The sequence below is a fragment of the Pseudomonas sp. E102 genome (assembly GCF_052660185.1).
On record NZ_CP084025.1, the window covers coordinates 3,738,565 to 3,751,646 of the forward strand.

Below are 13,082 nucleotides of genomic sequence, written 5' to 3' on the forward strand. Positions count from 1 at the left end.
AGGACCTAACTATCCAACCTGAGCACCGCGAGGAAGGCTTCCTGTGGAATTTCCACGTTGCCGACCTGCTTCATGCGTTTTTTACCGGCCTTCTGCTTTTCCAACAGCTTGCGCTTACGGCTGACGTCGCCGCCGTAGCATTTGGCCAATACGTTCTTTCTGAGTGCCTTGACGGTTGTACGCGCCACAATCTGCCCGCCAATGGCGGCCTGGATTGCCACATCGAACATCTGCCGCGGAATCAGTTCCTTCATCTTCTCTGTCAACGCACGACCTTTGTAGTGCGCGTTGTCGCGGTGCACGATCAATGCCAGGGCATCGACTTTTTCGCCGTTGATCAGCACATCCAGTTTCACCAGATTAGCCGATTGGTAACGATCGAAATGATAGTCCAGCGAAGCATAGCCGCGGCTGGTGGATTTCAGGCGATCGAAGAAGTCCAGCACCACTTCGTTCATCGGCAGGTCGTAGGTCACCTGGACCTGCGAGCCGAGGAACAGCATGTCGTGCTGCACGCCGCGCTTCTCGATGCACAGGGTAATGACGTTGCCCAGGTGCTCCTGAGGCACAAGGATGTTGGCCCTCACGATCGGCTCGCGCATGTCTTCGATGGCCGACAGGTCCGGCAGCTTGGACGGGTTGTCGACGTAGATAGTCTCGCCGTTCTTGAGCAGCAGCTCGAAGATTACCGTCGGCGCCGTGGTGATCAGGTCCAGGTCGTACTCGCGCTCCAGGCGCTCCTGGATGATCTCCATGTGCAGCATGCCGAGGAACCCGCAACGGAAGCCGAAGCCCAGGGCGTCGGAACTTTCCGGGGTGTACTGCAGGGACGAGTCGTTCAGGGTCAGCTTTTGCAGGGCTTCGCGGAAGTCTTCGAAGTCGTCGGAACTGACCGGGAACAGGCCGGCGTAGACCTGTGGCTGGATGCGTTTGAAGCCTGGCAGCACATCGACGTCGGGGGTGGAGCTCAAGGTCAGGGTATCGCCCACCGGCGCCCCATGAATGTCCTTGATGCCCGCGATGATGAAGCCCACTTCACCGGCCTTCAGGTCGGTGGTAGCGGTGTGTTTCGGGTTGAAGACACCGACGCTGTCCACCAGGTGGATCTTGCCGGTGGACTTGACCAGGATCTTGTCGCCCTTCTTCACGCGGCCATGGCGCACGCGAACCAGGGAAACCACGCCCAGGTAGTTGTCGAACCAGGAGTCGATGATCAACGCTTGCAGCGGATCTTCGATATTGCCGGTCGGCGCGGGAATGGTGGTGACGAGGCGCTCGAGCACTTCATCCACGCCCAGGCCGGTCTTGGCGCTGCACGTGACCGCGTCGGTGGCATCGATGCCGATGATTTTTTCGATTTCTTCTTTCACGCGGTCCGGATCGGCCTGTGGCAGGTCGATCTTGTTCAGCACCGGCATGACTTCCAGGCCCTGCTCGATGGCCGTGTAGCAGTTGGCGACCGACTGGGCCTCGACGCCCTGGCCGGCATCGACCACCAGCAACGCACCTTCACAGGCCGCCAGCGACCGGCTGACTTCATAGGTGAAGTCGACGTGGCCCGGGGTATCGATGAAGTTGAGCTGGTAGGTAATGCCGTCGCGAGCCTTGTAGTAAAGGGTAACGCTGTGGGCCTTGATGGTGATCCCGCGTTCACGCTCGAGGTCCATGGAGTCCAGGACCTGGGCTTCCATTTCACGCTCGGCCAGGCCGCCGCACATCTGGATGAAGCGATCAGCCAGCGTCGACTTGCCATGGTCAATGTGGGCGATGATGGAGAAATTGCGGATATGACTCAAATCACTCACGGATCAACACTCAAAAAGGCTGCAGGCATGGCCCGCCGAAAAATAGCCGGGAATTGTACCCGATACACCGCGCAAGCGTCACGCTCGCCTGTCGATGAGCATGTGTGGCGAGGATGCTTGCTCGCCACATCGAGCGTTGAATCAACCTGCCCGGCGCAACAGCCAGAGCCCGGCCAACGCGCAGACGCCGGCCGGCACCAGCACCGCGAACAATGGCGAGAAGCCGAACACCAGGCTCGATGGCCCGAGCAGATCCTGGGCAATGCGGAAAGTAAAGCCCACTAGCACACCGGTGAATACCCGTTGGCCAAGGGTCACGGAGCGCAGCGGACCGAAGATGAAGGAGATGGCCATCAACACCAGCGCAGCGGTCACCAGGGGTTGCAACACCTTGACCCAAAAAGCCAGCCAGTAGCGACCGTTGTTCAGGCCCTGGTCCGCCAGGTAATGGATGTACCCCCACAACCCGGTGATAGACAACGAGTCCGGCGCCATGACCACGGTGCTGAGCAGCTGCGGGCTGAGCGCCACGTCCCAGCGTTCCTGCGGTGCGGTGACGACTTCGGTGCGCTTGTCATGGAACAGCGTGGTGGTGACATCGCTCAGTTGCCAGTGATCGTCGGCGAATTGGGCCCGCTTGGCGAAGCTGGAGGACAACATATGCCGCTGATCGTCGAAACGGTAGCGGGTCACGCCATACAAGGTTCCGTTGGGTTGGACCGAGTTGATATGGATGAACTCTTCGCCCTGGCGGTGCCACAGACCGTGCTTGGCGCTTTGCGCGTCACCGCCGCCCTGGGCCAGGGAGCGGTTGGCCTGGGCGGTATTCTCGGTGGCCGGGGCGACGTACTCGCCGATCAGCACACCTACCAGCATCAGCACCAGCATGGGTTTCATCACCGCCCAGACGATCCGACCGATGGACACGCCAGCGGCGCGCATGATGGTCAGTTCGCTGTTGCTCGCCAGGCTGCCCAGGCCGATCAGGCAGCCGATCAATGCGGCCATCGGCAGCATGTCGTACAAGCGGCGCGGCGCGGTCAGCAATACGTAGCTCGCCACGTCCAGCAGCGTATAGGTATCGCTGACATCGCCCATTTCATCAATGAACGCGAACAAGGTCGCCAGGCCAAGAATGATCCCCAATACGGCGAGGATCGCCATGAATACGCTGCTGCCGATGTAGCGATCGAGCTTAACCACGGGCCACCTCCAGCGCGCTGCGACGACTTGCGAGCTTCAGGCGCAGGGGCTCCCAGTAGAGCAGCCCCAGGCCAATGGCCAGGAATATCGAATGCACCCACCACAGGCCCAGCGTCGGCGGGATCTTGCCTTTCTCCAGGGCGCTGCGGGCGGAAATCAGGATGGTCAGGTAAGCCATATACAAAAGAATCGCCGGCAACAACTTGAGGAAACGGCCCTGGCGCGGATTGACCCGCGACAGCGGAACCGCCATGAGCGTCACGATAAATACCAGCAGCGGCAGCGACAGGCGCCATTGCAGCTCGGTGCGGGCGCGGATGTCGTCGTTGCCCAGCAGGCTGGCCGTGGACATGGCGTCACGATCGGTGACTTCGTCGCTGGCCTCCGGCTTGGGTAGCAATACGCCGTAGGTGTCGTACTTGATCGCCCGGTAGTTGGCCTGGCCTGGCGTGCCATCGTAGCGATAGCCATTTTCAAGGATCAGGTAGCGGTTGCCGTCGGGGTTGATTTCCTGGCGACCCTTTTCAGCCACCAGCACGGAAATGCCCCGATCCTTCTTGGTGTCCGAAGACACATTCTTCTGGGTAATGAAGACGCCGCCCAGGTCGATGCGATCGTCCGAGAGCTGTTCGGTATAAGTGACCCGCGTCCCGTCCCGCAGGGCCTGGAAGCGCCCCGGTACCAAGGTGTCGAATTCGGTCATGGCGTCCTGCTGGTTGATCAACAGCTGGAACTGGTTGGCCCCTTGCGGCGACAGGCTCAGGCTCAGCCACGCGACCACCAGCGCCACGAGCGTTGCCGGGAACAAGGTGATGCGGAACAGCCGTTGCTGGCTCATGCCGGTGGCCGACAGCACGGTCATTTCGCTGTCCAGATACAAGCGCCCATAGGCCAGCAGGATGCCGAGGAACAGCCCCAGCGGCAGAATCAATTGCAGGAAGCCCGGCAGGCGGAACCCCATGATCAAGAACAGGGAGCCCGGGTCCAAGGCACCGGAGGCCGCCTGGGCGAGGTATTTGATGAAGCGCCCGCTCATGATGATGACCAGCAGCACGGCGCTGACGGCGCTCAGGGTCAACAGGACTTCGCGGGATAGGTAACGGAAGACGATCAAACCAGACACTCCAGGATTGTCAGGCTGGGCCTTGTACGAGAAGCGCCTGCGCGACTTTTCATACAAACCCTAAGGCGGCCAAACTAGCAAACGTATCGAGCCGGCCCACAATGCGAGCCGCCGAAAAAAGAGCCGCATTATCCTGTGATTGGAGGCGCCTGTCACTGCGCACGCTTTAAGCAGACGCTTCATGGCCAAAAAGTTAACGATTGCCAGGGTTGTCAGGCTCGGGCGCCGAGGTTCAAACTGCCGCCTTTGTCGCCGGCAAGCCCCGGCGCTTCTTTTTATAGAAGACAGCTGTTCAGCGCGCCAATGTCGTCGTGGCGCCTGGCCTCTTGACCATTGACTCAAGGATCCGGACATGGAACTGGTTGTAAAAAGCGTCAGCCCAGAAACGTTGAAGACCGCCACCCTGGTGGTTGCCGTGGGTGAAAACCGTAAGCTCGGTGTCGTTGCCAGCCAGCTCGACGCCCTGAGCGGCGGTGCAATCAGCGCCGTGCTCAAGCGCGGCGACCTGGCCGGCAAGGTCGGCCAGAGCCTGTTGCTGCACAACCTGCCCAACCTCAAGGCCGACCGTGTGCTGCTGGTGGGCGTGGGCAAGGACGCCGAACTGGGCGACCGTCCGTTGCGCAAGATCATCGCCGGCGTGCTGGCCACCCTGAAAAACCTCGGTGGCGGCGACGCTGCACTGGCGCTGGACGAACTGATAGTCAAAGGCCGCGACAGCTACGGCAAGAATCGCCTGCTGGCCGAAACCCTGATTGACGGCGAGTACCAGTTCGACCGCTTCAAGAGCCAGAAAGCCGAACCGCGCGCCCTGAAGAAAATCACGCTGCTGACCATCAAGGCCGCCCAGGCCGAAGTCCAGCGCGCCGTGACCCATGCCACCGCCATTGCCAACGGCATGGCTTTCACCCGTGACCTGGGAAACCTGCCGCCGAACATCTGCCACCCGACTTTCATGGGCGAACAGGCCAAGGCGCTTGGCAAGGAATTCAAGGGTCTCAAGGTAGAGGTCTTCGACGAGAAGAAGATCAAGGACCTGGGCATGGGCTCGTTCTATGCCGTCGGCCAGGGCAGCGCCCAGCCGCCGCGCCTGATCGTCATGCAATACAACGGTGGCAAGAAATCCGAGAAGCCGTACGCGCTGGTCGGCAAGGGCATCACCTTCGACACCGGCGGCATCAGCCTCAAGCCCGGCGCCGGCATGGACGAAATGAAATATGACATGGGCGGCGCCGCCAGCGTGTTCGGCACCCTGCGCGCCGTGCTCGAACTGCAATTGCCGATCAACCTGGTGTGCATCCTCGCCTGCGCCGAGAACATGCCCAGCGGCACGGCGTCGCGCCCTGGCGACATCGTCACCACCATGAGCGGCCAGACTGTCGAAATCCTCAACACCGACGCCGAAGGCCGCTTGGTGCTGTGCGACGCCCTCACCTACTCCGAACGCTTCAAGCCGCAAGCGGTGATCGACATCGCCACTCTGACCGGCGCCTGCGTGGTTGCCTTGGGCGCCCATACCTCGGGCCTGCTGGGCAACAATGACGAGCTGATCGCCCAATTGCTGAGCGCCGGCCAGCAAGCCGACGACCGCGCCTGGCAACTGCCGTTGTTCGACGAGTACCAGGAACAGCTGGACAGCCCATTCGCCGACATTGCCAACATCGGCGGCCCGAAAGCCGGGACCATCACGGCGGCGTGCTTCCTGTCGCGCTTCACCAAGAACTTGAATTGGGCGCACCTGGACATCGCCGGCACGGCCTGGACCAGCGGCGGCAAGGACAAGGGCGCCACCGGCCGTCCGGTCCCCCTGTTGACCCAGTACCTGCTGGACCGCGCCAAAGCCTGACACTGATGATAGCCGGTACGTCGCCTTCGGGCGGCGCATCGGCGATCCAGGAACCGCAATGACCAAAGTCGATTTCTATATCCTGCCCAGCGCCGATCCCTCGGCGCGGCTGGATTTCGCCTGCAAACTCACCGAAAAGGCCTGGCGCATGGGCCATCGCATCTACCTGCGTTGCAGCGATGCCGCCCAGCGTGACGACCTCGATGCGCGCTTGTGGGCGTTCAAGGGCGAGAGCTTCGTGCCCCATGGCCCTGCCGAAAACGAACCCGAGGGCTTGATCGTACTCGGGCTTGGGAATGACTGCGGGCAACACCACGACCTGCTGGTCAACCTCGACCTGAAAGTGCCGGCCTTCGCCCAGCGCTTCGCCCGCGTGGCGGAAGTGGTGGTGGAAGACCCGGCTATCCGGCAAGCCGCTCGGGAGAGTTTCCGTTTCTACCGTGAACAGGGCTATCCTCTGCAAGACCACCGTTTACAGCGACTCTGAGCCTACGATGGACACTCCAAAACCACCGCAAAAACCCGCGCAACTGCTGGATGACCTCGAGTCGATCCGCCAACTGCTCGGCGATGACAACCTGCAACCGCCGCTGCTGACCGATACGGTGGAGCACGAGCCGGTGCATGACGAACAGATCCCGCTGCTGTTCGACCCGATCAACGGCCAGCCTGAACCCCAGCCAGCCACCAAGGCAGAACCGAAAGGCCCCGACGCCCTGCTACACCTGGACCGGGAACTTCGTGCCGCCGCGCAGTTGATCATGCAAGACGTCATCGACGACTTCGCACCGCATATCGAGACCGAGATCAAGCGCCGGTTGGATGCGCGGATGGAGCGGTTGTTGAGCCAGTACGAATAGCGTCCTCCGCCTCATTGTGAACATCCTGTGGGAGATTCTATGGTGCATGGCTAGCCCTTAGATGCCTTTTGGTAAGTATTCGCTCTGGTTCTTCAACAGGGCGAATACCACTCGGGCAAGCTTGCGGGCCAGTGCCACTAATGCTTCGGTTGTGCTTAGCCCTCGAGCCCGCAGAGCCCCATAAAAACCCTTCCACGCCGCTGTGCGGCTCGCCGACATCGCGGCGTTGTGCATCAATCGGCGCGCCTCCGGGTCACCTCGCTTAGACAGGCAGCGGCGTCCCTTCTTTTTTCCCGAGTCCGATATGCGCAGGTCCAGCCCTAGAAAATCGATGAAGGCATCGGCATTTCTGAAATCTCCACGCTGAAACGACGTAAGTAAACGCGCACCGCTCAACAGCCCGATTCCTTCGACTTTCATGCAGCGCTTGAGCTGACTGCCCAGACCGGCTGCATCCAATTGCGTCTGGATTGTTTTCTCAAGCAAGATTTCCAGTCGCTGCATGGCCTTTATCTGGTTCTCAAAGGCCGTTTTGAGCAACGGTTCGTTCGACCAACTTTGCTTGAGGCTGACACGCGCCTGAACCAAGGCTGCCCGGCGCCGGAAAAGGCTTATAAGCCGGCAATACAGGGGCGATGGCGGGGTCCACGGGTGCAACTGGTGGCCTTCGTTGTTCAAGTAGCGAGCCAACAACCGAGCATCCAGCGCATCGGTTTTGGCGCGAACTTTCACACCTTTGCGGTAATGGCTGAGTTCGTAGCCGCCGATCATGTAGATCACACAGCCCTGCGCATAAGCCAGGTCGGCGAAGTCCTGGTGATAGATATTGGTGGCCTCGATGGCGACATCCACTGGCGCAGGCAATTCCTTGAGCCACTTCTTGATCGCAGCTTTGGTGTTGGGGATCGCTTGCAGTCGATCTGTTTCTGCGTGATAAATCACCAACTCATCTTTGGCGACATCAACCCCCACGATCGGCTTTGCGACAGAAACCGGCATTGCCATTGAAAATCCTCCGCGCTAAGGTTTGAACACTTGAAGGGTTCACCGAGGCGCAGGCTTGTTCCTATCGTCGGTCTAGGCCAGATGCATTCTTTATCGGCGCTTGGGTGAAAGGAGGAGGGGTGAAATCTCCCACGGTCTGTACTGCGCGAACAGTCAGAATCGAGCCTTGTCCCTCCTCCTCCCTTCAAGTCCTACCATACAAGCGAGCCTGCTCGCGATAGCGGGCTGTCAGTCACCATCCATGTTGAATGTGATGGCCTTATCGCGAGCAAGCTCGCGTCCACAGGGGTCAACTGTCTCCGCATTCATCGCAGCTTGTGGCTTGCACCAGCCCTGCCCGCTATACTTCCCGGCTTTTCCTGAATAAATGCCTATAGGGTCCCGCCGCGCATGGATAAGACCTACCAGCCGCACGCCATTGAAACTTCCTGGTACAACACCTGGGAGTCCGAGAATTATTTCGCTCCGCAAGGCGCGGGCGATTCCTACACCATCATGATCCCGCCGCCGAATGTCACCGGCAGCCTGCACATGGGCCACGGTTTCAATAACGCGATCATGGACGCCCTGATCCGTTTCCGTCGCATGCAAGGTCGTAATACGTTGTGGCAACCGGGCACCGACCACGCCGGTATCGCCACCCAGATGTTGGTGGAGCGCCGCCTCGAAGCCCAGGGCCAGAACCGTCATGACCTGGGTCGCGAAAAATTCCTGGAGAAAGTCTGGGAATGGAAAGAGGAGTCCGGCGGTAACATCACCCGCCAGATCCGCCGCCTCGGTTCGTCCGTGGACTGGAGCCGCGAGCGCTTCACCATGGACGACGGCCTCTCGGAAGCGGTGAAGGAAGCCTTCGTGCGCCTGCATGAAGACGGTCTGATTTACCGCGGCAAGCGCCTGGTCAACTGGGACACCAAGCTGCACACGGCGATTTCCGACCTCGAAGTGGAGAACCACGACGAGAAGGGTTTCCTGTGGAACCTGAAGTACCCGCTGGCCGACGGCGCCAAAACCGCCGAAGGCAAGGATTACCTGATCGTTGCCACTACCCGTCCGGAAACCATGCTCGGCGACGCCGCCGTGGCGGTGAACCCGAACGACGAGCGCTATAAGGCATTGATCGGCAAGTTTGTCGAGCTGCCGTTGGTGGGCCGTCGTATTCCGATCATCGGTGACGATTATTGCGACCCTGAATTCGGCACCGGTTGCGTGAAAATCACCCCGGCCCACGATTTCAACGACTACGAAGTCGGCAAGCGCCACAACCTGCCGCTGCTGAACATCTTCGACAAGAACGCCAATGTCTTGCCAGCAGCCCAGGTATTCAACCTCGATGGCACGCTGAACGAGAACGTCGACGGCCAGATTCCGGCCGAATTCGCCGGCCTGGAGCGCTTCGAGGCACGCAAGCAGATCGTCGCGGCCTTCGAAGCCGCCGGCCTGCTGGTGAGCGTCGATGATCACGCCCTGAAAGTCCCGAAAGGCGACCGTTCCGGCACCATCATCGAGCCGTGGCTGACCGATCAATGGTACGTGTCCACCAAGCCATTGGCCGAGCCGGCGATTGCCGCCGTGGAAGACGGCCGCATCCAGTTCGTGCCCAAGCAATACGAAAACATGTACTTCTCGTGGATGCGCGACATCCAGGATTGGTGCATCAGCCGTCAGCTGTGGTGGGGTCATCGCATCCCGGCCTGGTACGACGAGTCGGGCAAGGTCTACGTTGGCCGCGATGAAGCCGAAGTCCGCGCCAAGCACAACCTCGGCCCGGACGTTGCCCTGCAACAGGACAACGACGTTCTCGATACCTGGTTCAGCTCCGGCCTGTGGACCTTCTCCACCCTAGGCTGGCCGCAGCAGACCGAATTCCTGAAGAAATTCCACTCCACCGACGTGCTGGTCACCGGCTTCGACATCATTTTCTTCTGGGTCGCCCGGATGATCATGATGACCATGCACTTGATGAAAAACGAAGACGGTACCCCGCAGGTGCCGTTCAAGACCGTTTACGTCCATGGCCTGGTGCGCGACGGCCAGGGCCAGAAGATGTCCAAGTCCAAGGGCAACGTCCTGGATCCGCTGGACATCATCGACGGCATCGACCTGGAAACCCTGGTGCAGAAACGCACCTCCGGCCTGATGCAGCCAAAACTGGCGAAGAAGATCGAGAAAGCCACCCGCGAAGAGTTCGCGGACGGCATCGCCAGCTACGGCACCGATGCCCTGCGTTTCACTTTCTGTTCGCTGGCATCCACCGGTCGCGACATCAAGTTCGACATGGGCCGCGTCGAAGGCTATCGCAACTTCTGCAACAAGATCTGGAACGCCGCGCGTTACGTGTTGGATAAAGGCGAAGATTGCGGCCAGAACGGCGAAGCCTACGAGCTGACCCTGGCGGATCGCTGGATCATTTCCCAGCTGCAACGCACCGAAGCCGAAGTAACCCGCCAGCTCGACCAGTTCCGTTTCGACCTGGCGGCGCAAGCGCTGTACGAGTTCATCTGGAACCAGTATTGCGACTGGTACCTGGAACTGTCCAAGCCGGTTTTGTGGGACGAAAACGCTCCGGTCGAGCGCCAGCGCGGCACCCGTCGCACCTTGGTTCGGGTATTGGAAGTGGCCTTGCGCCTGGCGCATCCGTTCATGCCGTTCATCACCGAGGAAATCTGGCAGCGCGTCGCGCCGCTGGCTGGTGCACAGGGCAAGACGATCATGCTGCAACCGTGGCCGGTGGCCAACGAGAGCCGCATCGATCCGGCGGCCGAAGACGACATCGAGTGGCTGAAGACCTTCATGCTCGGCCTGCGCAACATCCGCGCCGAAATGAACATCGGCCCGGGCAAGCCGCTGACCCTGTTCCTGAAGAACGCCAGCGCCGAAGACCTGCGCCGCCTCAATGAGAACGAAGCGCTGCTCAAGAAGCTGGCGAAGCTTGAATCGGTGACCGTGCTGGCTGCTGGCGAAGAGGCGCCGCTGTCGGCCACCGCGTTGGTTGGCGAGATGGAAGTGCTGGTGCCGATGGCCGGGCTGATCGACAAGGCCGCCGAACTGGCGCGCCTGGACAAGGAAATCCTGCGCCTGAAGGGTGAAGTCCAGCGCGTTGGCGGCAAGCTGTCGAACGCCGGCTTTGTCGACAAGGCGCCGGCCGAAGTCATCGAGAAGGAACGGGCCAAGTTGGCCGAGGCTGAGCTGGCCCTGGGCAAGCTGGCCGAGCAACACGCGCGGATTTCCAGTCTGTAACGGTTGTTCGCAATGAAAAGGGAGGTCCGGCTGGACCTCCTTTTTTATGCCTGCCACTTTTCTTTCAGGTATCGCCCCCCTGTGGGAGCGAGCTTGCTCGCTCCCACATTTAACTCGCGCAGTCATCAAGAACGGACCAGATGTGGGACAATGCTCGCCACTTTTTGACCAGCCCCGAATCGACCCGCCCATGACCGCCCCTCGCACACCCAAGCCTGCCCGCCAGAAGCCCAAGCCTGCCACCGAGGCCAAGGCGCCACGGGAGAAAGCCAGCCTGCACCCGCGCAACCGCCACCAGGGCCGTTATGACTTTGCGGCGTTGATCAAGAGCACGCCCGAACTGGCGCGGTTCGTAATCATCAACCCCTACGGCAAGGAAAGCATCGATTTCGCCAGCCCTGAAGCCGTGCGGGTGTTCAACCGGGCGCTGCTCAAATCGTTTTACGGCATCGCGCATTGGGACATTCCCGCTGACTACCTGTGCCCGCCGGTGCCAGGGCGTGCGGACTATGTGCATTTTCTCGCCGATCTGCTCGCCAGCCACAACGAAGGTGAAATCCCCCGCGGGGCTGCGGTAAAGGTGCTGGATATCGGCACCGGCGCCAATTGCGTCTATCCGCTGATCGGCTACAGCGATTACCGCTGGCATTTCCTCGGCTCGGAGATCGATCCGACGGCGATTGCCTCGGCCACGACCATCGTGCAGTCCAACGGGCTGAACAAGGCCATCCAGTTGCGTCAGCAAACCAACCGCAAGCAGATTCTGCTGGGCCTTCTGGAAAGCGCTGAACGCTTCGACCTGACGATGTGCAACCCACCGTTCCACGCCTCCCTGGAAGAAGCGACCAAGGGCAGCCAGCGCAAATGGCGCGCGCTGGGCAAAGCGGATCCGAAGCGCAAGTTACCGGTGCTGAACTTCGGCGGCCAGGCGGCGGAGTTGTGGTGCGAGGGCGGCGAGGCGCGGTTTGTCACGCAACTGATCAGCGAAAGCGCACAGGTGGCGGGCCAAGTGTTGTGGTTCAGCACCCTGGTATCGAAGGCGTCGAACCTGCCGGCCATCGAGACAGCGCTGAAAAAGGCGGGGGCCTTGCATAGTCAGGTGGTGGAAATGTCCCAGGGACAAAAACAGAGCCGCTTCGTGGCCTGGACCTTCCAGACCGAGGCACAGCAACAGGCTTGGCGCCAGTCGCGTTGGGTTCGCAAGGGCTGAGTGAAGCCACCCAATACAAAGTACTCGCAGTTGGGGCTGCTGCGCAGCCCAGCGGGAGCAAGCTCCCTCGCCACGGGTTTACTATGACAGCATTGCCGTCTCACTGGTTTTTCCAAGGCAATAAAAAACCGTGCCCGGATCGCTCCGCGGCACGGCTTTTATCGGGCGGTCTTACTTGTTGACCGCGTCGGTCAGGCCTTTGGCCACAACCAGCTTGATCACTTTCTTGGCCGGGATTTCGATGGCTGCGCCAGTCGAAGGGTTGCGACCGGTACGGGCAGGACGCTCGGTGACTTTCAGCTTGCCAACGCCTGGCAAGGTCAGTTCGCCGCCGTTTTCCAGCTGATCGGCAACGACTTGGCCCAGTTGGTCCAGCAGAGCACGCACGGTAGCTTTAGGTGCGTCTACAGATTCAGCCAAATCAGCGATCAGTTGGTCTTTAGTAAGAGCCATGTAGTGTTCCTTCCCTATCAAATTCATATGGATTGCAGAGTGCAGTGTCAGCCATCGAGCCCGATCTGTCTGATCAGCCGCCCTCGGTCATCACCACGACGGATCGGGGTAATAGATGCCGAAATCCGGGTTTGGTTCGACCTGACAAATGCTGAATGCACGCTTAACGCAGTGACATCGCGTAAGACCGGGCAAAACTAGCACAACGCCTGTGAAATATCCGCCTCTACCTACCCATTTGGTCAGCTTTATTGCGCTAAATCGGTAAAAAAATGCTCGCAGGGTGTCGGAAGGGTCTGAAAGGGCCTTCGACGCGTTGCAAAACCAGTGATTGCGGTACACT

10 protein-coding genes are annotated in these 13,082 nt (G+C 60.4%); 5 read left to right on the forward strand and 5 right to left on the reverse strand.

Annotated elements, in window-relative coordinates; genetic code table 11:
- Positions 1 to 5: 5 nt before the first annotated feature.
- The 3 genes from lepA to lptF form a co-directional block, all read right to left on the reverse strand.
- Entirely contained in the window at positions 6 to 1,805 is a 1,800-nt protein-coding gene (lepA, locus tag DOCECA_RS17110; protein ID WP_245142437.1) for a translation elongation factor 4, read from the reverse strand.
- A 141-nt stretch (positions 1,806 to 1,946) separates the two neighbouring features.
- On the reverse strand, positions 1,947 to 3,008 hold the full coding sequence (lptG, locus tag DOCECA_RS17115) for an LPS export ABC transporter permease LptG (protein WP_434648824.1): 1,062 nt from the start codon (positions 3,006 to 3,008) through the stop codon (positions 1,947 to 1,949).
- Entirely contained in the window at positions 3,001 to 4,122 is a 1,122-nt protein-coding gene (gene lptF, locus DOCECA_RS17120; RefSeq protein WP_434560445.1) for an LPS export ABC transporter permease LptF, read from the reverse strand. The genes lptG and lptF overlap by 8 nt, the downstream gene beginning before the upstream one ends.
- 361 nt (positions 4,123 to 4,483) lie before the next feature.
- Between lptF and DOCECA_RS17125 the strand changes: the two genes are divergently transcribed.
- From DOCECA_RS17125 to DOCECA_RS17135, 3 genes are read left to right on the forward strand one after another with little or no spacing between them, the layout of a single operon-like run.
- On the forward strand, positions 4,484 to 5,974 hold the full coding sequence (locus tag DOCECA_RS17125; RefSeq protein WP_420765364.1) for a leucyl aminopeptidase: 1,491 nt from the start codon (positions 4,484 to 4,486) through the stop codon (positions 5,972 to 5,974).
- Positions 5,975 to 6,032: 58 nt separating this feature from the next.
- On the forward strand, positions 6,033 to 6,461 hold the full coding sequence (locus DOCECA_RS17130; RefSeq protein WP_445570836.1) for a DNA polymerase III subunit chi: 429 nt from the start codon (positions 6,033 to 6,035) through the stop codon (positions 6,459 to 6,461).
- Between the two features lie 7 nt (positions 6,462 to 6,468).
- Positions 6,469 to 6,834 (forward strand): DNA polymerase III subunit chi, encoded by a 366-nt coding sequence (locus tag DOCECA_RS17135; RefSeq protein WP_445570837.1) that lies wholly within the window; start codon positions 6,469 to 6,471, stop codon positions 6,832 to 6,834.
- 57 nt (positions 6,835 to 6,891) lie between these two features.
- Here the strand turns inward: DOCECA_RS17135 and DOCECA_RS17140 are convergent, their stop codons facing one another.
- Positions 6,892 to 7,839 (reverse strand): IS110 family transposase, encoded by a 948-nt coding sequence (locus tag DOCECA_RS17140; RefSeq protein WP_445570838.1) that lies wholly within the window; start codon positions 7,837 to 7,839, stop codon positions 6,892 to 6,894.
- A gap of 390 nt (positions 7,840 to 8,229) precedes the next feature.
- Here DOCECA_RS17140 and DOCECA_RS17145 point away from each other — a divergent pair, with 390 nt between their 5' ends.
- Positions 8,230 to 11,076: a valine--tRNA ligase gene (locus DOCECA_RS17145; RefSeq protein ID WP_434560451.1), complete on the forward strand. Its 2,847-nt coding sequence runs from the start codon at positions 8,230 to 8,232 to the stop codon at positions 11,074 to 11,076.
- A gap of 190 nt (positions 11,077 to 11,266) precedes the next feature.
- Positions 11,267 to 12,286, forward strand: coding sequence for a 23S rRNA (adenine(1618)-N(6))-methyltransferase RlmF (gene rlmF / locus DOCECA_RS17150; RefSeq protein WP_434648830.1), 1,020 nt, complete (start codon positions 11,267 to 11,269; stop codon positions 12,284 to 12,286).
- A gap of 171 nt (positions 12,287 to 12,457) precedes the next feature.
- Here rlmF and DOCECA_RS17155 read toward each other — a convergent pair whose 3' ends face one another.
- A complete protein-coding gene (locus DOCECA_RS17155) occupies positions 12,458 to 12,739 on the reverse strand; it encodes an HU family DNA-binding protein (protein WP_030139622.1) in 282 nt (93 codons plus the stop codon).
- Between the last annotated feature and the right edge of the window lie 343 nt (positions 12,740 to 13,082).